An 18,867-nucleotide genomic window follows, 5' to 3' on the forward strand; every position below is an offset into this window, starting at 1 on the left:
GGGGAGCGAGGGATGGCAGTGGCGCGCCGCAGGCGGATCGCGTGGGGGCTCAGAGGGGTGGCGCTCGTGGCGCTGCTGACCTACCTGGTGGGCCGGCACGCCGCTCGTTCGGGCGGGCTGGTGGAGCTCGAACTCTGGTTCCACCGGCCGGTCCTGCTGGCCGGGTCGGCGGTCGCGCTGGTCCTGATCTCGGTGGTCGTCGAGCTGGAGTTCCGCACCCCGGAGTCGCAGATCGGCCTGGCCGGCGGTCTGGTGGCGCTGGTCTTCCTCGGGGTGCCGCTCGCGCTGTCGACGCTGGTGACCGCCGACGAAGGGGTGGAGACCCGGCGGGAGGCCGCCCCGGACCACCCGGAGCGGGTGCTCGTCTTCGCCAACGTCGCGGACTCGATCGATCCGGTGTACCGGGTGGAGCTGCTGACCGGTAGCGGCTGGTCGGCCCGCCACTGGAGCCTCGGCCCCTGGGTGGACGGCAAGGGCCTGGTCAGGGCCGAGTGGTCCGGTGCGGACCGGATCACGGTGACTCTGGAGAAGGAGGTCAGGGTCTTCACGGTGGACGAGGACGGGAGGCCGGGCGGCCCCTCGGTGACGCCCCGGCAGCGCTAGGCCCTGCCGGTCCCAACTGCCCCATGAGTCCCTGTAGTAACGTCCGCGCCGAAGATCGGCAAAGAACCGTCGGGGGTGAGAGATGACAACGGTGCGCCGCAGGCAGATCGCGTGGGGACTCAGGGCGGTGGCGCTGCTGGCGTTGCTGGCGTGCGTGGCGGGCTGGCGCGAGTCCCGTTCGGGCGGGTTGGTGATGGTCGCGGAGTGGTGCGACCACCCGGTCCTGCTGATCGGGTCGGTGCTCGTGCTGCTCGTGGCCTCGCTCGTCGTCGAGCTGGGATTCGGTACCGGGACGGGGCAGCTCGTCTGCGGCCTCGGCCTGGGGCTGCTGGTCCTCTGCGTGCCGTTCGCCCTCCTGGCGAGCCTGTTTCCCCCCATGGACCCGCCGCGTCGGGAGGCGGCCCCGGGCCGCCCGGACCGGGTGATCGTCATCACGGACCTGGGCGGCTTCGACCCGTTCTACCGCAGTGAGCTGGTGTCCGGTTCCGGCTGGTCGGCCCGCCACTGGGAACTGGACTCCTCCAGGCACGACGACGGCGTCAACTGGTCAGGTCCGGACCGGATAACGATCACCAGGGGCAAGACGCTCACGGTCTTCGACGTCCTCCCGGACGGCAGTCTGGGCGAGCCGCGGGAAGAGCCCCTGCCTCCGAAGCGCTGAAGCCGTCCGGCTCCCCTCCGGGAAGCGGAGGAGAGCCGGGCCGTGCATCGTGGTGGGGAAGGTGTCACCAGGTGTCGATGCCCATGGTCCTGGCCGCGCTGTGGATGGCGTTGTAGTGCGGGATCGACATGTCGGACCTCTTCTGGTTGGCCGGCAGGTTCCGGTCGGCGGCGCGGAACTCGTCGCGGGCCTCGGCCAGCAGGCTGGTGCCGTGGGAGACCGGGACGTCCTTGGTGCCGTGGGCCGGGTGGGACTTGGCGGCGGTCTTGCTGCCCGCGTTGATCAGGGTGTTGCGGGCCTGGTTGTAGTCCGCGACCTTGACCGTCTTCGGGTTGCGGAGCTCCGCCCGCACCCCGGCCGTCGACGGCGCCTGCTCGGCGGCCAGGGCGGCCGGAGCGGCGGCGGCGGTGAGCGCGCCCGTCACGATGACGGTCGCGAGGGCGTTCCGAAGGGTCCTGTGCATGAGGGTGTCCTTCCGAGAAAGAAAAGCGTCAAGGATTCGCCCCTTCGTGAGCAGTGAAATGGTCGGGGCGCGAACGCTTCGGCACTACCCCGGCCCCTGGTGGCGGAAAACCGGCTTCCGCTCGGTAAGTTCGCCGACGATGAGATCAGGCCGTTTTCCTATATTGCTCCAATATGATTGGCACAGTGAGGAGATGGGGAATCACCTGCCCCGGTGTCGCTCCTTGGCCTGCCGCCTGGCGGCCGCCCGCCGGTCGAGCGCGGCTTCGGCGGCGCGGCGCTTGGCAGCAGCGCGGTTGAGGTGACCGGCCCCTCGCGGGCCCGCGATCTCCAGCACCCCGACCCAGAACGGGCCTTCGAAGAACACGGTGAACGTGCTCGGCATGGTGCGTTTCCTCCCATGGTTGTCATGCCGTGTCCCGCACGCGCGGCACCTCATATGCTCTTTCGACTTGCGACCGATCCAGCCGCAACACTTGGAAGGCACGATGACCCGCTTCACCACCGCTGCCCTGCTGGGGGCAATGGCCCTGATGCTGCTCGAAACGATCGCCATCGTTCTCTTCTTCTGCATCGCCATGCCGCTGTTCGTGGGCGGTATCGCCTTCGAGGACGAGGTGGCGCCCGTCCCGCGCTTCCTGCCGCAGGGGTTCCTGCTCGCGGGACTCGTTATGGTCGGGGTCAACGGCTGGGCGGCTCTGGGCCTGTGGGCGATGGGGTCGCCACAGAAGGCGTCCCGCGGTTCCTCCGCCTTGGTCGGGGCGGGATCGGTGCAGGTCATGCTGCTCGGTTACGGCCTGCTGTCGGGGAACTACCTGTTCACGCTCTTCGCGCTGGCAGTGCTGGTTCTGCTCGCCGCACTCGTGCGGCCCGCATTCGCGAAGCCCGCGGCCTGACGCGGAGTGGCTGCTGTGGGGTGGGAAACGCGGAAGGGGTCCGGCACCTGGGTAGGTGCCGGACCCCTTCCGACTGTGGAGCGCCAGGCCCGGGTTGCACGGACTCTTCCTACTGAAAGTAGGACGTGCTCTGGTAGCACCGCTGACGCCTGACGAGGTTTCATGTCCCTCGCGACATCAGGAACATTAGCAGGTCAGCGCCCGTGCGCCGAATCGTGGCCCCGGGGCAGTCAGGCCGGGACGTGTGCGGGCGGGCCGGCCACGCCGACACACGCCTCGTTCCCCTCGGGGTCGGCCAGCACCCAGTTCGACGGCGCGTCGGCGTCGTTCACCAGGCGGCCGCCGGCCGCGAGGGCCGCGGCGATCCGGGCCTCGGCCTGGTCGTAGGGCACCCAGACGTCGACGTGGACCCGGTTGCGCTGCGGGCGCGGTGAATCCATCCGCTGGAAGTAGAACGGCGCCCCGCGGCGGTGCGGGTCGATTAGGTCCTCGCCACTGCCCGCGCGCTCCTGGTAGCCGAGCAGAGCGCGCCAGAACGCCACCACGTCGGGACCGGCGAGGGCGTCGACGGTGACCTGGACGGTCTGCACGGCGGACGGGTCGGCCGGCACGTCCAGCGCCTGGGCCACCGCCGAGATCCGGCGGGCCAGTTCGATGTGCCGTTCGGTCAGTCCGTAGTAGTCGTCCGTGATCGTGATCAGCCGCACGAGCACGCCCGCCTGCCGCACGTCGACGTCCGGGTGGTCGTCCCCGACGCCCGGAATCTCACTGATCGCCTGCACGAACCGGGCGCCGACCGCGAACGACCCGGTGCGGAAGTACGCACACGCCCCCTCGCCCACCACGCGCCAGTCCTCCAGGCCGACGGCCTCGTGGAACCGCTGCGGCCTGATGCGCTCCATCGTGCTCTCCCCGTAGGTCATGCGCCCCAACAAGCGTGCGAATTCGATCGCCCCGGTCGATCATTCGGCACTGCGGAAGCGTTTGTCTAGGCTTCGTGATCATGTACGAGCGTTGGGACGTGCTGCCGGACGGCGAGCGCGAGCAGTGGGTGCTGGAGCCGTTCGAGAGCGTGGGCCCGCTGCGGTTCGGGATGCTGATCGACGAGGTGTCCAACATCCTGAGCCGCCGCACCGACGACCTCCAGCGGTACTCGGGCCCGTGCCTGGCCGAGGACCCGTACGGGCTGGTGACCGGCCGCTACCCGAGCTTCGGACTCACGCTCTACTACTGGGACGAGCGGCTGCGGGGCGTCTCGGCGGACGCGCTGTGCGGGCCGCAGGTGTCGGTGGAGGGAGTGGCGCTGACCGGGCGCCGCCCGTCCGAGCTGGGGAAGTGGCTGTGGGGCCGGGCCGATGCCCTGGCGCCGGCGAAGGAGCTCGTCGTCATGGGCGGGGGAGAGTTCTGTTCGGAGTCGCTCGGGGTGGTGATCGGGGTGCAGCGGGCGGGGGACGGGCTGCTGACGCGGCCGGTGTGCTTCCCCGCGGAGGGCCTGCACTACCTGCACGACTTCCTGCCCGACGAGGCTTTCCAGATCAGCGGGTGATCCAGACCTCGTTCGGGAGGGCGTGGGTCGGGTTCCGGGTGGCCTCGCGCGAGAGCAGTACCAGACGCGTGAGGAGGAGGTCGTGGGAGCGCTGGAGGCTGATCACCACCCCGAGGGTCCGTGACACCGGCCGGCCCCCGGGCACGCGGGTGTCGCGGTCGGTGATCCACTGCTCCAGGGCCGAGGGCGTGCGGCCGGTGAGTGCCATGCCGGCGGCGAGGACCTGCGGGCCCTTGAGGGCGTCGACGACGATGCCGAGTAGGGCTTCTCGCTGGTCGAAGTAGAGCGTCAGGCCGAGGTGCCGGAGCCGGGTTTCCAAGGCGGGGCCGCGGGATTCGAGGGGTGCACTGCCGGTGCTGTCGAGTGCGGTGAGGGCCTCGTCGTGGTTCATGCCGAAGCGGAGCGGGCCGGCGCCGACGAAGGGAGTGAGGGTCCACTGGAGGCGCTCGCTGTCCGGGGTAGGGGTCCACCAGAAGTCGAACAGGGATTGGGGGTCGGACATCGCGGGCCTCGTGGGGCGGTCGGGGTGGGAAACGCGGAAGGGTCCGGCACCTGGGTAGGTGCCGGACCCTTCCGACTGTGGAGCGCCAGGCCCGGGTTGCACGGACTCTTCCTACTGAAAGTAGGACGTGCTCTGGTAGCACCGCTGACGCCTGACGAGAGATCATCTCTCTCGCGACGTCAGGAACATTAGCAGGTCAGAGCCCGTGCGACGAATCGGGGAGTCAGGCGTCGAACTCGCCGACGCGGATGGCGGCCACGAGGTCGCGCCACTCGCTGACGTCGAGCTGGGCGATGGCGTCGGGCCGAAGGCTGCTGCGGACGTAAACGGCGTCGGGGCCTATGGCTACCTCAGGACAATTATTGCCATCGCCGCAGGCGCTGGGCTTTCGCCAAGAGAGTTCTTCCATCGGGGCCTCACAGGCTATTCATGATGCTGGAGATCGCGTCACGGGAGGCCGATGGATCGAGCGCGCGATCACGCATCGCCCCGAGGATGTTCCGGTAGTTCTCCAGCTGGTTCATCTCGGTCAGGAACGCTGGTGATCCTACGGAGTCCAGCTGCACCGTATCGAGGCGGGGCACGGGGCCAGGCGCGTACAGCACGGCCTGACCTGCTCCCTTGAAGCCGCCGGCCTTGAACTCCAGCACGCGCAGTGTCACGTTGGGGGCGTCTGAGAGTGCGAGCAACTGCTTCAGTTGTTCTCTGGCAACAGTTGTACCTCCGAACTCCATGCGCAGTGCGGCCTCATGCACAATCGCTTCGTAGTTGAGTGGATCGCTTCGCGTCAGGAGCTCGGCTCGGCGCATCCGGTTCTCGACTCGCGCTTCGATGTTCAGCGGCCGTAGGGGAGGATAGACCTCTCGAAAGATCGCCCGCGCTGTCTCCTCGGTCTGCATGAGCCCCGGCGCATGACAGATCTGGTACGTCACCAGCGCGCTGGCATGGTGCTCGACCTCGGAGATGTCAAGAATCCCGGCAGGGACGAGGCCTCTGTGCTCCTCCCACCACCCCTTGGTCCGGTCGGCGGCCATCTCGGCAACGGCATCGACGTACTCGGAGTCGGCTTCCTCGTACTCGGCGGCGAGTGCGAGGACCCGCTCGGCGCTGATCGGGTAGGAGCCCTGCTCGATCAGCGTGACCTTGCTGCGGTCCAGCCCAAGAACAGCAGCAGCGTCTCCGGCCGTTCGCCCGGCGGTCTCGCGCATCTTTCGCAACTCGATGCCGACGCGCTTCCGGCGTGCGGTTGGGGTAGGTGGCATCTCCCCAGCATCCACCGCGCGTGCGTGACGAGTCCAGCGAGCAGGTAGGCACATCTTCTTGAGTGCGCTAGCAAATTTGCTATCGCATGCCCTACAGTCTGTGATGCATCGATCACCGAACGGATCGTCAGTAACGCCGCTCGGGCACCGCAGAACACCCATGTCCAGTGGGTTCGTTCACGGCGACGCATCCGCCGGTCTCACCCATCCCCCTCCGGGAGACGCTGTGCGCAACCTCAACTCCCCCTCTCTCACCCTCTCCCGCGACGCCCTCCGCGACGGGATGGCCAGCGCCGGCTGGCCGCCCTCCCTCATCGCGGACGCCGAACTCGCGATGGTCGAACTTATCGTCAACGCCTGGCGCCACGGCGAGACGACCTCCCCGGTCATCCTGATCCACCACCGTGCCAACACCCTCCGCGTCGCGGTCTCCGACCGCAGCCCGCTCCCCCCGGAGAAGGGCCCCCTCTCCCTCCTCTCCGAGACCGGCCGGGGCCTCCAGCTCGTCGCCGGCCTCACCCACCGCTGGGGCGTCGACCCCCAACAGCTCGGCAAAACCGTATGGTTCGAGCTGCACCAGGACGGTGCTCTGTGAGCGCCCACCACCCGATCCACCCCGCCGACCCGGCGCTCCTCCACCTCACCTCGCGCCAGGTCACCGAGCTCATCGTCGAACTCCGCACCGAGGGTCGCGAATTCGGCCTCCTCTGGCCCTCGGCGACCCCGGGCGGAACCAACCTCCACGGCCGTCCGCTGGTCGACATCGGCAACGTCCCGGCCAGCACTCTGATCAACCTCCTCGCGCTCATCCGCGAGTTCAGGCGCAACCGCGACGTCCACCACCGCCCGGAGCCGACCTAGCTCGCCCGGATGGCCTCGGTCCCGGAAGGGTGCTTGCATGGAATTCGGGCGATCCGGACCCCGACGACTCCGGCGCGACCGAAGGGAGTCGTCCCCATGGCCACGTACTCCAAGAGTTCCGGCTGCACGTCCGAGATCCTCTTCACGAGATCCTCTTCATCGGGACCACGGTTCCGCGCTCCTTGAGTGACTCGAAGTTCCCACTGGGGAAGTTCGAGGTACAGCCCGCTCAGGTCACCGGCCCGGAATAGGTGTTGAACCGCAGGTACAGCCCGATGTGCGCCGGAACCCCCGGCGCGATGGTGCGGTAGCTGCACAGCTCCTGCACGCCGGTGTCGCCTTCCTCGACCCCGGCCGTCAGCCGTCTCAGCACCTCGGTGTGCGGGCGCGGGTCGACCCCCTCGATCCGCATCAGCTCCGCGATCCGCGCGGCCGCCTCGGCATCGCTCCGGGCGTTCCCCGGCAGCCGCAGGTAGACGTTGGCCTCCTCGGGCCCTGTCGCACCCTCGCGGAACGCCAGGCAGGTCATCGGCTCGTTGTCCACCGTGCCGCCGTCTCGCCCGTAGATCACGGCACGCGCCCGCGCCGCCCGCGCCGAGTCGTGGCGGTGCGACAGTGCGGCCACCGTGTCCAACTCGTCCATCGTCATCGGGAGATGGCGGAAGTAGACCTTCACCCGGGAGGCGCTTCCGCCGTCCAGATCAAGTGCGAAGAATTCCACCTCGTGCCCGCGCAGCGCGAGTTCCTCGCACCGCCGCCCCACCGGCCCCCAGGCCTTCGCCAGCCCCAGCCGGTGCATCGCCTCCGCCATGACCTCGTGGGTCCGGTCCAGGCCGTGCGCCTGGGGGTTGAGGTAGACCTTGTAGTGCGGCCGCTCGCCGGGCTGCCAGGCCAGGGAGTGCCAGATGGTGGGCCGGTTGTGATCGGGAGCGGTCGTGACGAACAGGTCCTCGACGTCGAGGTACCGCTCGATGCTCACCCCCGGCCGTTCGGCGAGCCGGAGCGTCAACTCCCGTCCGGCTTCCTGGTATCCGAGCGGGGTGCGATCGATGCCCAGCGACTCGAACAGGATGCGGATCTCCGGCTTGCCCGCCTTCCAGCTGACGGAGAGCTCGGCGGGGAAGCCGTCGGACGACACGAAGGACGGAGGATCGCACCTGGTCCCGATGGCGCGCCCGCCCCACGGGCTGAGCACGTCCCGCAGCTCCCGCAGGACGCGCGCCGTCTCCAACTCGCCTGTCCCCAGGCCTCGGCAGACGGCTGTCCACTTCTCTTCCAGGAACTGCCCGAACGTCTTCTCCGGGGCCCGGAAGGGGGCCTGGGCGGATAACGCGTCGCGAAGCAGCGGGCTGGTCACTGGCCCGACTGGTTGGGCTCGTTCCGCTGGGCCACGACCGACTGGTTGGGCTCGTTCCGCTGGACGACGACCGACTGGTTGGGCTCGTTCCGCTGGACGACGACCGACTGGTTCGGTTCGTTCCGCTGGACCACGACCGACTGGTTGGGCTCGTTCCACTGGCCGGCGACGGTGGTGACCGAGGTGCCGCCGAGCAGGGCCGTACCGGCGGCGATCCCAACTGCCAGCGCTGCCAATGCCTTACGCATCATTGCCCCTCTCCATGATCGATGATCAGATTGATCATAGTCAGGAGATCATTGCCAAAGGTATGTATCTTTCGAACATGTCTTTGGATTGATCCACCCCCTGCCCCACCGTCGCAGCCCCGGGAGTCGCCATGTCCGCACCGCAGCAGCCCGCCGACCCGTATGCGGCGACCGGCGTCGTGGGCCCGGCCCCGGAAGGGGTGACCCTGCCGCTGCCGCCGGCCTTCGACACCGTCGAGGAGGAGCGCCAGTACCGGAAGGAGCAACTGGCGGCAGGCTTCCGCCTGTTCGGCCGGTTCGGCTTCTCGGAGGGCGTCGCCGGGCACATCACCGTCCGCGACCCGGAGAACCCGAACTGGTTCTGGGTGAACCCGTTCGGCATGAGCTTCAACCAGATCAAGGCCTCCGACCTGATCCTGGTCGACCACGACGGAGCCCTGCTGCACGGCACCCGGCCCGTGAACCGGGCCGCGTTCGCGATCCACTCCCAGGTGCACGCGGCCCGCCCGGACGCCGTCGCCGCCGCGCACTCCCACTCGCTGTACGGCAAGGCCTTCTCCAGCCTCGGCATCCCGCTCGACCCGATCACCCAGGACGCCTGCGCCTTCTTCGAGGACCACGGGCTGTACAGCGACTACCGGGGCGTGGTGACCGAGACCGAGGAGGGCAAGCGGGTCGCCGCCGCGCTGGCCGACCACAAGGCCGTGATCCTGCAGAACCACGGCCTGCTGACGGTCGGCGGGACGGTGGCCGAGGCGGTCTGGTGGTTCATCACCATGGAGCGCTCCTGCCAGGCGCAGCTGCTCGCGATGGCGGCCGGCGCGCCGAAGCTGATCGACCGGGAGACCGCGCTGAAGACCCGCGACCAGCTCGGGAGTTCACTGGCCGGCTGGTTCCAGGCCCGCCCGCTGTGGGACCAGATCACCCTCTCCGACCCCGACCTCTTCGACTGACCGGCCGGCCCCACACCCCCGGTTCCTCCTCCTCGTCCCCGCCTTCGTCCTGGAGCCGCACCGTGCCCACCACCCCCGCCCAGCGCAGGCTCCGGATCGCCGTGTTCGGCGCCGGGTCCATCGGCTGCCACCTCGGCGGCATGCTCGCCTCGACCGCCGAGGTCACCCTGGTCGGCCGTCCCGCCGCGATGGCGGCGATCGACGCGGGCGGGCTGACCCTCACCGGCCCGGGCGAGGCCCGCCGCGAGGTACGGGAGCTGACCGCTGCCGCCGGCCCGGAGGCCGTGGCCGGCGCCGACTACGTCCTGGTCACGGTGAAGTCCGCCGACACCGAGGCCGCCGCCCGGGAACTCGCCCCGCACCTGGGCCCCGACACGGTGGTGGTCAGCTTCCAGAACGGGCTGCGCAACACCGAGGTGCTCGCGGCCGCGCTGCCGTCCCACCGGGTGCTGGCCGGTATGGTCCCGTACAACGTGGTGCGGACCGGCCCCGCCGCCTTCCACCAGGGCAGCGGCGGGTCGTTGATGCTGGCGGGCGAGGAGGGCGCGGACGCCCTCGCCGACGCGGCCAGGGAGAGCGGTCTGCTGCTGGAGCTGCGGTCGGACATGCCGGCCGTCCAGGCGGCGAAGCTGCTGATGAACCTGAACAACGCCGTCAACGCGCTCTCCGGGCTGCCGCTGCGCGAGCAGGTCGGGCAGCTGGCGTACCGGCGGTGCGTGGCGCGCTGCCAGCTGGAGGCGCTGGCGGTGTTCCGGGCCGCCGGAGTGGAGCCGGCCCAGCTCGGCCCGGTGCCGCCGGAGGTGATGCCGCAGGTGCTCGAACTGTCGGACGCGCAGTTCCACGAGCTGGCCGGGGCCAGCCTGCAGATCGACGCCACCGCCCGCTCCTCGATGTGGGAGGACCTCCAGCGCGGACGCCCCACCGAGATCGACTCGCTCCAGGGAGAGATCGTCGCCCTCGCCGAGCGCCACGGCCTCACCGCCCCGGCCAACGCCCGTCTGATCACCCTCGTCCGCGAGGCCGAGGCGGCCGCCCCCGGCGCGGCGCCCGGCTGGGCCGGCCCCGCCCTCCTCGCCGAAGTCGCCCCGGCCAGCTGACGGCCCCGGCCGCGCGGGCCACCGTGACGGCCGCCGGTCACCCCGCGAGGGGCCGGCCGGCGGTCGGGCGTCGAAGGTGAGCCCGTCAGGTCAACGGCCGGTAGAACGGGCGGTCCGGGGCGAGGTTGTGGGAGTGCACCGTGACGTCCTCGCCCCTGAGGTACGCCAGCATCCAGTCGCCGAACGTCAACTCGTAGGACACGAACTCCAGCGTGTCCGTCTCCAGCACGCCCACGCCCCACGGCATCAAGGGCTCTTCGGGCACCCGCAGGAAGACGAACTCGCCCGTGGTGGCCGTGGCGACCGGCAGCAGTTCGCCGGGGCCCGACCCCGCCGGGGCCGGAAGGAACTCCGCCTCGTCCTCGTCGCGCCAGAGTTCGAGCGACTCCTGGATCTTCTCGCCCAGGTTCCTGATCGGATGCCCGGGGTGCTCCAGGTACAGCTGCTCGTTGATCTCCACCGGGCCGTAGGCGTCCGTGAAGGCCCGGAAGTCGGCGGGGAGGGAGGCCCCGAGGTCCTGCTCCAGCCGCGTCCAGGGCGCCGGATCGGACCAGTTGAAGCGCGGCTCTCCCAGCAGTGCCCTGAGCTCGTCGAGCGTCGCCATCGCGCCCTCCCCTTCCGTGCGGACCAGGTCGAAGGCTACGGCTCGCCACTGACACGCGGGGTCGGCGCCCCGCGCGGGAAGTCGGCTGGGGCCGAATCCTGACGCGCGGCCTCGCGCTCCCGTCTAGGCTTCCACCCGCCCTGGCCGGGGGACGGGCCTCCGGTCTGACCGGGCGTCAACCATCGCGAGGAGCCGCCGTGATACTGGAACTGCGCACCTACCGCCTCAAGCCGGGCACGCGCGCCGACTTCGTCCGGGTGATGGGCGAGGAGGCCGTCCCGCTGCTGCGGGCGGCGGGCATCCGGGTCGTCGACCACGGGGCGTCGCTCGTGGACGAGGACGGGCACGAGGAGGCGTACCTGATCCGGGCGTTCGACTCGATCGAGCAGCACCGCGCGCAGGAGGACGCCTTCTACGGCAGCGAGGTCTGGCGGCAGGGCCCGCGGGAGGCGATCGTCTCCCGCATCGAGAGCCTGCACTCGATCGTGGTCGAGGTCGCCGACGACGCGGCCGAGGTCTTCAAGCGCTCCTGAACCGCTCCTGACCGACCGTGGCCGCCCCTGACCACTCCCGGTCCACCCGTCCGGCTTCACCGTCCGAGCCCCCGGTGGGTCTCGGGCCCGAAGCCGGCACCCTCAACCCCGGGGCCAGGGGCGGCCGTCGATCCGTTCGATGCCGGTGTTGAAGCGGCGCAGGTACGCCGCGAAGGTGGCTATGTCCTCCTCCGGCCAGTCCGCCATCACCAGGTCGAGCGCCCGGACGTGCGCCTCGCGCTCGTCGTCCAGCCGGCGCCGGCCCTCCTCGGTCAGGCGGAACTTGCGGGCGATGCCGCCGTCCGGATCCGGGATGCGGTCGAGGAGCCCGGCGGTGGTGAGCGCCGCGGTCTGGCGGTTGAGCGTGGAGACGTCCAGCCCGAAGGCGTCGCTGAGCTGCCCGATCGACATGGGCCCCTGGGCCGCGACGCGGCTGAGCAGGATGTAGGCGCTGCGTTCGAGCTGGCTGCCCTCGGGGCGGCGGTCGTCGACCTGGTTGAGGTCGCGGTGCCGGGCGAACACCAGGAACTCGAGGGCTACCTCGTGCGTGGGGCCGGCCATGTCGAAGTCCCTTCATCACCGCGTTGACCTGCGGGTTCTTCGTCGATCACGTCCAGTATGCCAGAGGTGTGCGCATCCCACACGATGTGCATGACGCACATCGTGTGTAGCCTGAGCAGAGTGTGCTAGCTGCACATGGTGTGCGAACTGCACACGCCTGCGTCCCCCGAATGCCCGAGGAGGCCCGTCATCAACGGCCCCGCCCCCACCGCCCGTACCGGTCCGATCGTGGCGACGCTCGCCTTCACCGGCACCGTCGCCGCGATCATGCAGACCCTGGTCACCCCGCTGATCAGCGAACTCCCGCAACTCCTGCACACCACCGCGTCCAACGCCTCCTGGGTCATCACCGCGACCCTGCTCTCCGCCGCCGTCTTCGTCCCGATCAGCGGCCGTCTCGGCGACCTGCTGGGCAAGCGGACGATGCTCATCGCCTCCTGCGTCCCGCTGCTGCTCGGCTCGGTGCTGTGCGCGGTGGCCGACTCCGTGCTGCCGATGATCACCGGCCGGGCGCTGCAGGGCATGGGCATGGGCCTGGTGCCGATCGGCATCAGCCTGCTGCGCGACGTCCTGCCGCCCGAGCGGCTCGGCTCGGCGATCGCGCTGGTCAGCGCCTCCATGGGGATCGGCGGCGGCCTCGGCCTGCCGATCGCGGCCGGCGTCGCCGACTACGCCAGCTGGCGCGTGCTGTTCTGGGGCACCGCCGTGCTGACCGTCGTCATCATCGGCATGCTCTGGACCGTCATCCCGGCCTCGACGGCCTCGCCCACCGCGGCCTCGCCCACCGCCGGTGGCCGCTCCGCCGGCCGCCGGTTCGACTTCGTCGGCGCGATCGGCCTGAGCATCGGTCTGGTCTGCCTGCTGCTGCCCGTCTCCAAGGGCGGCGACTGGGGCTGGGGCAGCACCCGCACCCTCGGCCTGTTCACCGCCTCTGCCGCGATCCTGATGCTCTGGGCCCGCTGGGAGCTGCGCGTGACCGAGCCGCTGGTCGACCTGCGGGTCACCGCGCGCCCGCGGGTGCTGCTGACCAACGCCGCCTCCGTGCTGGTCGGCTTCGGCATGTACGCCCAGGCGCTGATCATCCCGCAGCTGCTCCAGCTGCCGGAGGCCACCGGCTACGGGCTGGGGCAGTCGATGCTGGCGATGGGCCTGTGGATGGCGCCCGGCGGGCTGATGATGATGGTCGTCTCCCCGCTCGGCGGCAAGCTGTCGGCCGCCCGCGGGCCCAAGTTCACCCTGGTCGCCGGGGCGCTGACGATCGCCGTCGGGTACGGGCTGGCGCTGCCGCTGATGGGCTCCACCTGGGGCGTGCTGGTCGTCACGATCGTCTGCAACAGCGGTGTGGGCCTCGCCTACGGCGCGATGCCCGCGCTGATCATGAGCGCGGTGCCGCTGACCGCGACGGCCTCGGCGAACAGCTTCAACACCCTGATGCGCTCGCTGGGCACCTCGGTGTCCGCCGCCGTGATGGGCGTGGTGCTGTCGCAGCTGACCGTCACCCTCGGCGGGCACACCCTGCCCTCGGAGGGCGGCTTCCGGGTCGGCCTGGTGATCGGCTGCGTCGTCGCGCTGATCGCGGCCGCCGTCGCCGCCGCCATCCCCGCGCCGCCGGGGCCGCAGCTGCGCGCCGTCCCCGCCCAGGAGGCGGCGGGCGCCGACGCGGGGGGCGCCGACGTGGGGAAGCCGGCCACCGCCTGAGCCCCGCGCCCGGGGTCCCGTCCGGCTCCGGTCGGGCCGCCTCCGCGCGGGGCGGCCCACTCGGACGGGTCAGGAGCTGTCGCTGTGGAGCGGGATGTTGCCAAGCATGGGGACGTACGGGCCCCTCGGCCGCCGAACACCGACCAGGAGAGGGATCCTCGGTGCGTGAACTCCACAGTCCCCCCAGCCACGGCCGAACCGGCCACCGTCCGCTGCCCGGCCGTCGCGCGGGCGGTGACGGGCGAGCGGGCCGGAGCTGGACACCGCAGCGCACGGTCGCGCTGATCGTGGCGGCGTCCGGCGCCGTCGTGCTCGCGGCCTGCGGCAGCAGCCCGTCGGGCACGGCGGCCGGTTCGCCGACGGCCACCCCGCCCAACACGAGCGCCTTCTCCGGCCAGCCGCCCTCCGCCGTCGCCTCCGCCGCGGAGTCGCTGCTGGCCTCGGCGTCGGCCGCGGCCGCCTCGGCCTCGGCGGCCGCCTCCGAGGCCGCCGCCTCGCTCTCCGCGAGGGCGTCCGCCTTCGGGGCGTCCGTGTCGGCCCAGCAGTCCGCGACCCAGGAGAAGGCCGCCTCGGTGCTCAGCGGGGTGACGGACGGCGGCAACGCGCAGGGCGACATCACCATCACCGGAGTCCCGCGGCAGAACACCGGGGGCCTGCACGCCGTGGTCGTCACGATCCAGAACCCGGGGCCCAACGCGGCCTCCTACGCGGTCCAGGTCGACTTCACCGACACCGGCGGCAGGACCGTGGACAGCGCCATCGTCGGAGCCGAGAACGTCCCGGCGAACGGCAAGGCCCAGCCCGTCGCCTTCAGCCGGCAGCCGGCCGACAAGACCCTGATCCCGGTGGTGGTCAAGGCCGTCCGCTACTGACGCGGGCCCGTCCGTCGTCCGCCGCGCGATCCCGCACCCGGCTGCGGACGTCGCGCGGCGGGCGCCCGAGCACCTCCCGCACGGTGCCGGTCACCCGCTCGGTTCCGAACGTCCTCCGGGCCTGCGCCGCGGTGAGGCCCTGCGCGTCCCCGGCGGCTCAGGGCCGCCCGGCCGGCGCCACGAGTCGGAGCCGCCCGCGCCGGTGAGCCCGCGCTTGCGCCGACTCGCCGTGGACGCCCGCGATTTTGCGGCCCACGCCCGGGTTACGTCACGCCGTCGCCGGGTTACGTGACGCCGGCGGCTCGCCGCTCAGGTGACGCCGTCCGTCTGTTCCCGTCGGCGGGTCCGGTAGGCGCGGGAGCGGCAGCGGGGCGAGCAGTAGCGGGGCGGTCGGCCGCCCGGGCGCCGGCCGTCGGGGGAGGGGGCGGGTGCCGGTAGTGGTCCGTCACAGGCGGGGCAGGCCGCCGTCGGTGCGGGCTCGGTCGGTGCGGGGGTCCCCGGTGCGGGCGTCTCCGGTGCGGGCGTCTCCGGTGTGGGCGTCTCCGGTGTGGGCGTCTCCGGCGCGGGTTCGTCGGTTCCGACGGTGGGGGTGGCGGGTGCCGGGTGCGAGGTCAGGCCCAGTCGCTCCGCGACCACGCCGGCCTCGAAGCGGCTGTGGGCGCCGAGGCTGTCCAGCAGGTCCGAGACGTGCCGGCGGCAGGTGCGCAGGGAGATGCCGAGGCGGCGGGCGATGGACTCGTCCTTGAGGCCCTTCGCGAGCAGCACCAGGATGCTCTGCTTCATCGTCTTGGTGACGTCGTGCGCGGCCTGCGGGCCGCTGGCGAACGGGGTCGCGTTCTCCCAGTCCCGTTCGAAGACCGTCAGCAGGTAGCTGATCAGGTCGGGCTCCCGGATGATCAGCGCGCCGCCGGAGCTGGCGGGCAGCAGGGCCAGCGTGCCGTCGACGATGATCAGCTGCGGCAGCACCTCCGGCAGCGTCCGGATCTCCGCGCCGGCCTCGATGAGCTGCTCCGCGTGCACCCGGGTGGGCTGGTCGAAGCGGGTCGCGTGCTGGTAGAGGCTCCGCATCCGGACGCCCCGGTCGAGCAGCTCCAGGTCGCGCGGCAGCGCCTCGCGCAGGGCGGCGGGGGAGAACGCTCCGCCGTGCTTGGAGACCAGCACCTCGCTGCGGCAGGAGTCGATCACGTCGGTGAGCATCGAGCGCACCGCGAACTTGTCCGGCAGGCGGTCGATGGTGCCCTGCGGGAAGGCGTGTTGGCGGGCCTGGAGGTAGACGGGCACCAGCGCCGCGAGGCCGTCGCGCTGCTGCTGGACGAGCCGCCGCTGCTCGCGCAGGGCCTCCTCCCGGGCGCGCAGGGCGGTGTCGCGGGCGGAGAGCAGCTGCGCGGTCGCGGCCTGGGGGCTGACGGGCCGCCAGGCGATCGGGCCGCCGCAGGCGGGGGCCTCGCCCGCGGGGGTCTCGCGCGCGGGGCCGTCGGGTGAGCGCAGCTCCTGGAAGAGGCAGGCCCCGGTGAGCTGCCGGACGGCCGCCTCGCACTCCGCCAGGCTCAGGTCGGTCTCCGACGCCGCCCGCGCCAGGGTCGCCGGGGTGAGCTGCTCGTTCACCACCGTCCAGCGGTAGAGGGTGACGGCGGTGCTGTCGAGTGCGGGTACGTCGACGGTCGGATCGGGGCCGGTCTCGGGGTCCATCGCATGCCTCCTAAAGCTGCCAGGCAGGCTCATGATCCCTTGCGGGGGATGCCGTGGCCATCCGCCGCCTGGCAGGGTGGCGAGCACGGGCCGGGCGCTGCGGCGGGAACCGCGGAGAGGTCCGGAACATGTGGAACTGTCCCCCGAAGTGATGGGAGTTGTCGGCATGCGAGGAATCGTGACGCGGACCCTGGCCGCGGTCGCGCTGGGCGCCGCCGCCTGGTTGGGCGGGGTGTCCCCGGCCGGTGCCTCCGTGTTCGACGATGCGACGCCGACGGGCTCGGGCGCGGGTGCGAGCTACGGGCAGGGCGGCCACAGCTGCGTCGCGACGACGGCCTGGGGCGACGCCTGGTGCCCCGGCAAGCCGCTGAGCTGACCGGCCGCGGCGCGACTTCCGTCTCCTCGACCCTCCTCCCGGAAAGGGATCCTGCCATGCACATGGCCCTGAAGCGTTCCGTCCGTACCGCCACCACCGCCACCGGCCGGGCCGGCTCGACTGCCTCGTCCGCTGCGTCCGCCGCCGGGTCCGCCGCGTCCGCGAGCCGCTCCGGCCGCTGAGCCTCCCGGCGAAGTGGCGCGCCCTGCACGGGAAGTCGGCAGAGTCGACTTCCCGTGCAGGGCGCGTTGCCGATTCCGGCGGTTCGGCGGTCCGGCGGTTTGTTCGTCCGTTTGTCCGTCCGTCCGGCCGCCCGCGCGCTCAGCGCAGTCGCGAGGAGGACAGGATCGACGCCAGGTGCGCGACCACCATGCCCCAGGTGATCACCGTGATGCCCGCGAGCGTCCAGCGCGTCGCGTCCAGGTTGCCGAGCCCCGTGTCCACCGCGGCCGCCGCGAGCAGCACCAGCGAGGCCTCGATGCCGTTCGTCACCCGGTGGATCTTGAACACCGAGGCGAGCCTGCGGGCCGTCGCGATGCCCTGGGAACGCGGCTGCGTCGACTCCTCGGTCGCCGGGAGCTGCCCGCTGCGGGCCCGGGCCACGTCCACCAGGTCGGTCGAGGCCTTGAGCAGCACCACGCCCAGCGCGGCCGCCAGTCCCGCCGACACCCACAGCTCCGACCCGTCGCGCGCCGCCCGTACGCCCGCGCCGATCATCAGCGCGGCGTCCGCCAGGTAGGCGCCGAGCCGGTCCACGTACACCCCGGCCATGCTGAACTGGCGCTTCCAGCGCGCCACTTCGCCGTCCACGCAGTCGAACAGCAGGAACAGCTGGAACAGTACGGCGGCCAGCACCGCACCGGTCAGGCCCGGGATCAGCAGGGCCGCACCGCCGCCGACCCCGCACACCACCATCACCCAGGTGAGGGTGTTCGGTGACACCGAGGTGCGCACCAGCTGCCGGGTCGTCCGCAGCGAGATCGCCCGCATGTACATCCGGCCCGCCCAGTGCTCGCCGTTGCGGCTCTGAAGCTTGGCCTGCGGCTGGCACACCTCGCGCAGCTCGGCGAGCGCCGGAGCAGCCACCATGACGACTTCCCTCCACCTGTCCTGAAACGATCACCACAGGCTACGGCCTCCGGGGGAACGCCCCGACCGGGTGGGGCACCGGTGGTGGTACGGCAGGTGTCCACCGGCGGAACGTCTGTCGCGGACGGCTTCCGGAGGGGTGCGGGGCGGTGTGCGGGGCGGTGCGGGCGGCGGTCTGAACGGCGGTCTGAACGGCGGCGTGTACGGCGGCGTGGGCGGCGGCGTGTGCAGCGGTGAAAACCGGTGGGCCGCCCGAGCGGGCCGGGCTAGGCTGCGCGGGTTCGCCGGAACCCGAAGCCCCGGGGCCGACCGCTCGCCCCCGACCGCCCGCGCCCGCACGCCCGCACGCCCGCGCGCCGGTCGACGCGGTCCGCGCGGTCCCGGAGCAGAACGAGGAGCGCAGATCCATGGTGACCACGGGCGGCCCGTCCCAGAGCCCCGACCTGGCCCGACTGCTGGCGGACCACCGCCCGCACGGGCCGGTGGAGACCGCCGACCACGAGCGGGCCCGCCGGCTCCTCGACGTCGCCGACGCCTGGAACAGGGGCACCTTCCCGCTCCACTTCACCGCCTCCGCGCTGATCGTCCACCCGCCCACCCGCCGCGTCCTGCTGCGCTGGCACGTCCGTCAGCAGGCCTGGCTGCACGTCGGCGGCCACGGCGACCCGGGGGAGACCCGGCCGCTGGACATCGCCCTGCGCGAGGGCCTGGAGGAGACCGGCCTGACCGACCTCACCCCCTGGCCCGGCCCGGCCCTCGTCCACCTCGCCGTGGTGCCCGTCCCCGCCTCGCCCGCCGAACCCGCGCACCAGCACGCAGACCTGCGCTTCCTGCTGGCCACCGGTACCCCGGAACTGGCCCGGCCGGAGAACCCGGCGTCCCCGCTGGAGTGGCTCACCGTCGAGGAGGCCGGGCGACGGACCACCGAGGAGAACCTCCGTGAGACCCTCGACCGCGCCGCCCGCCTGCTGCCGCCCGCCTGACCGACTCCCGCCTG

General features: G+C 71.8%; 25 protein-coding genes. 13 read left to right on the top strand and 12 right to left on the bottom strand.

Going from position 1 to position 18,867, the window contains the following annotated elements:
* Window positions 1-12 precede the first annotated feature (12 nt).
* Window positions 13-603: a hypothetical protein gene (locus ACGF13_RS30205; protein ID WP_392881086.1), complete on the top strand. Its 591-nt coding sequence runs from the start codon at window positions 13-15 to the stop codon at window positions 601-603.
* Window positions 604-685: 82 nt separating this feature from the next.
* A complete protein-coding gene (locus ACGF13_RS30210; protein ID WP_392881089.1) occupies window positions 686-1,264 on the top strand; it encodes a hypothetical protein in 579 nt (192 codons plus the stop codon).
* 64 nt (window positions 1,265-1,328) lie between these two features.
* On the opposite strand, the gene ACGF13_RS30215 is transcribed toward ACGF13_RS30210, so the two are convergent.
* Window positions 1,329-1,727, bottom strand: a complete 399-nt coding sequence (locus ACGF13_RS30215) for a hypothetical protein (RefSeq protein WP_392881091.1) — start codon at window positions 1,725-1,727, stop codon at window positions 1,329-1,331.
* Window positions 1,728-1,928: 201 nt separating this feature from the next.
* Complete coding sequence (locus ACGF13_RS30220) at window positions 1,929-2,111, bottom strand: hypothetical protein (RefSeq protein WP_392881093.1); 183 nt, start codon at window positions 2,109-2,111, stop codon at window positions 1,929-1,931.
* 103 nt (window positions 2,112-2,214) lie between these two features.
* Between ACGF13_RS30220 and ACGF13_RS30225 the strand changes: the two genes are divergently transcribed.
* Complete coding sequence (locus tag ACGF13_RS30225; RefSeq protein ID WP_392881096.1) at window positions 2,215-2,622, top strand: hypothetical protein; 408 nt, start codon at window positions 2,215-2,217, stop codon at window positions 2,620-2,622.
* Between the two features lie 230 nt (window positions 2,623-2,852).
* Here ACGF13_RS30225 and ACGF13_RS30230 read toward each other — a convergent pair whose 3' ends face one another.
* The gene (locus ACGF13_RS30230; RefSeq protein WP_392881097.1) at window positions 2,853-3,545 is read right to left on the bottom strand and encodes a VOC family protein; all 693 of its coding nucleotides are present in this window, start codon (window positions 3,543-3,545) and stop codon (window positions 2,853-2,855) included.
* Window positions 3,546-3,625: 80 nt separating this feature from the next.
* Between ACGF13_RS30230 and ACGF13_RS30235 the strand changes: the two genes are divergently transcribed.
* Window positions 3,626-4,168 carry a hypothetical protein gene (locus ACGF13_RS30235; RefSeq protein ID WP_392881100.1) on the top strand — a complete coding sequence of 181 codons (543 nt, stop codon included), beginning with the start codon at window positions 3,626-3,628 and terminating at the stop codon, window positions 4,166-4,168.
* Here the strand turns inward: ACGF13_RS30235 and ACGF13_RS30240 are convergent.
* The 3 genes from ACGF13_RS30240 to ACGF13_RS30250 form a co-directional block, all read right to left on the bottom strand.
* The gene (locus ACGF13_RS30240) at window positions 4,158-4,670 is read right to left on the bottom strand and encodes a hypothetical protein (RefSeq protein ID WP_392881102.1); all 513 of its coding nucleotides are present in this window, start codon (window positions 4,668-4,670) and stop codon (window positions 4,158-4,160) included. The two genes, ACGF13_RS30235 and ACGF13_RS30240, sit on opposite strands and share 11 nt — an antisense overlap.
* Window positions 4,671-4,893: 223 nt before the next feature.
* A complete protein-coding gene (locus ACGF13_RS30245) occupies window positions 4,894-5,079 on the bottom strand; it encodes a DUF397 domain-containing protein (RefSeq protein ID WP_392881104.1) in 186 nt (61 codons plus the stop codon).
* Window positions 5,080-5,086: 7 nt separating this feature from the next.
* Entirely contained in the window at window positions 5,087-5,986 is a 900-nt protein-coding gene (locus tag ACGF13_RS30250) for a helix-turn-helix domain-containing protein (protein ID WP_392881367.1), read from the bottom strand.
* A gap of 172 nt (window positions 5,987-6,158) precedes the next feature.
* On the opposite strand from ACGF13_RS30250, the gene ACGF13_RS30255 reads away from it, so the two are divergent.
* Together ACGF13_RS30255 and ACGF13_RS30260 are read left to right on the top strand one after the other, a co-directional pair.
* The gene (locus ACGF13_RS30255) at window positions 6,159-6,527 is read left to right on the top strand and encodes an ATP-binding protein (RefSeq protein WP_392881106.1); all 369 of its coding nucleotides are present in this window, start codon (window positions 6,159-6,161) and stop codon (window positions 6,525-6,527) included.
* On the top strand, window positions 6,524-6,793 hold the full coding sequence (locus ACGF13_RS30260) for a hypothetical protein (RefSeq protein ID WP_392881108.1): 270 nt from the start codon (window positions 6,524-6,526) through the stop codon (window positions 6,791-6,793). The genes ACGF13_RS30255 and ACGF13_RS30260 overlap by 4 nt, the downstream gene beginning before the upstream one ends.
* Before the next feature lie 229 nt (window positions 6,794-7,022).
* Here the strand turns inward: ACGF13_RS30260 and ACGF13_RS30265 are convergent, their stop codons facing one another.
* Window positions 7,023-8,150 (bottom strand): tryptophan dimethylallyltransferase family protein, encoded by a 1,128-nt coding sequence (locus ACGF13_RS30265; RefSeq protein WP_392881110.1) that lies wholly within the window; start codon window positions 8,148-8,150, stop codon window positions 7,023-7,025.
* Complete coding sequence (locus ACGF13_RS30270; RefSeq protein WP_392881113.1) at window positions 8,147-8,401, bottom strand: hypothetical protein; 255 nt, start codon at window positions 8,399-8,401, stop codon at window positions 8,147-8,149. Before ACGF13_RS30270 ends, ACGF13_RS30265 begins: the two co-directional genes overlap by 4 nt.
* Before the next feature lie 128 nt (window positions 8,402-8,529).
* Between ACGF13_RS30270 and ACGF13_RS30275 the strand changes: the two genes are divergently transcribed.
* Both ACGF13_RS30275 and ACGF13_RS30280 read left to right on the top strand, forming a co-directional pair.
* Entirely contained in the window at window positions 8,530-9,351 is an 822-nt protein-coding gene (locus tag ACGF13_RS30275) for a class II aldolase/adducin family protein (protein WP_392881115.1), read from the top strand.
* A gap of 62 nt (window positions 9,352-9,413) precedes the next feature.
* Entirely contained in the window at window positions 9,414-10,448 is a 1,035-nt protein-coding gene (locus ACGF13_RS30280; RefSeq protein ID WP_392881117.1) for a 2-dehydropantoate 2-reductase, read from the top strand.
* An 85-nt stretch (window positions 10,449-10,533) separates the two neighbouring features.
* Here ACGF13_RS30280 and ACGF13_RS30285 read toward each other — a convergent pair whose 3' ends face one another.
* Window positions 10,534-11,052, bottom strand: a complete 519-nt coding sequence (locus ACGF13_RS30285) for an SMI1/KNR4 family protein (RefSeq protein WP_392881119.1) — start codon at window positions 11,050-11,052, stop codon at window positions 10,534-10,536.
* A gap of 197 nt (window positions 11,053-11,249) precedes the next feature.
* Here ACGF13_RS30285 and ACGF13_RS30290 point away from each other — a divergent pair, with 197 nt between their 5' ends.
* Window positions 11,250-11,585 carry an NIPSNAP family protein gene (locus tag ACGF13_RS30290; protein ID WP_392881121.1) on the top strand — a complete coding sequence of 112 codons (336 nt, stop codon included), beginning with the start codon at window positions 11,250-11,252 and terminating at the stop codon, window positions 11,583-11,585.
* 102 nt (window positions 11,586-11,687) lie between these two features.
* On the opposite strand, the gene ACGF13_RS30295 is transcribed toward ACGF13_RS30290, so the two are convergent.
* Complete coding sequence (locus ACGF13_RS30295) at window positions 11,688-12,146, bottom strand: MarR family winged helix-turn-helix transcriptional regulator (protein ID WP_392881123.1); 459 nt, start codon at window positions 12,144-12,146, stop codon at window positions 11,688-11,690.
* Between the two features lie 189 nt (window positions 12,147-12,335).
* Here ACGF13_RS30295 and ACGF13_RS30300 point away from each other — a divergent pair, with 189 nt between their 5' ends.
* Both ACGF13_RS30300 and ACGF13_RS30305 read left to right on the top strand, forming a co-directional pair.
* Window positions 12,336-13,844: an MFS transporter gene (locus ACGF13_RS30300; protein WP_392881370.1), complete on the top strand. Its 1,509-nt coding sequence runs from the start codon at window positions 12,336-12,338 to the stop codon at window positions 13,842-13,844.
* Between the two features lie 287 nt (window positions 13,845-14,131).
* Entirely contained in the window at window positions 14,132-14,716 is a 585-nt protein-coding gene (locus ACGF13_RS30305) for a hypothetical protein (protein ID WP_392881125.1), read from the top strand.
* A 309-nt stretch (window positions 14,717-15,025) separates the two neighbouring features.
* Here ACGF13_RS30305 and ACGF13_RS30310 read toward each other — a convergent pair whose 3' ends face one another.
* Entirely contained in the window at window positions 15,026-16,405 is a 1,380-nt protein-coding gene (locus tag ACGF13_RS30310; RefSeq protein WP_392881128.1) for a LuxR C-terminal-related transcriptional regulator, read from the bottom strand.
* A gap of 166 nt (window positions 16,406-16,571) precedes the next feature.
* On the opposite strand from ACGF13_RS30310, the gene ACGF13_RS30315 reads away from it, so the two are divergent.
* Window positions 16,572-16,781 (top strand): hypothetical protein, encoded by a 210-nt coding sequence (locus ACGF13_RS30315; protein WP_392881130.1) that lies wholly within the window; start codon window positions 16,572-16,574, stop codon window positions 16,779-16,781.
* Between the two features lie 321 nt (window positions 16,782-17,102).
* Here ACGF13_RS30315 and ACGF13_RS30320 read toward each other — a convergent pair whose 3' ends face one another.
* Window positions 17,103-17,870, bottom strand: coding sequence for a CDP-alcohol phosphatidyltransferase family protein (locus ACGF13_RS30320; protein WP_392881132.1), 768 nt, complete (start codon window positions 17,868-17,870; stop codon window positions 17,103-17,105).
* 407 nt (window positions 17,871-18,277) lie between these two features.
* Here ACGF13_RS30320 and ACGF13_RS30325 point away from each other — a divergent pair, with 407 nt between their 5' ends.
* Entirely contained in the window at window positions 18,278-18,853 is a 576-nt protein-coding gene (locus ACGF13_RS30325; RefSeq protein WP_392881134.1) for an NUDIX hydrolase, read from the top strand.
* The last annotated feature ends 14 nt before the right edge of the window (window positions 18,854-18,867 follow it).

It is taken from the genome of Kitasatospora sp. NPDC048286 (genome assembly GCF_043201735.1).
Classification (GTDB): domain Bacteria; phylum Actinomycetota; class Actinomycetes; order Streptomycetales; family Streptomycetaceae; genus Kitasatospora.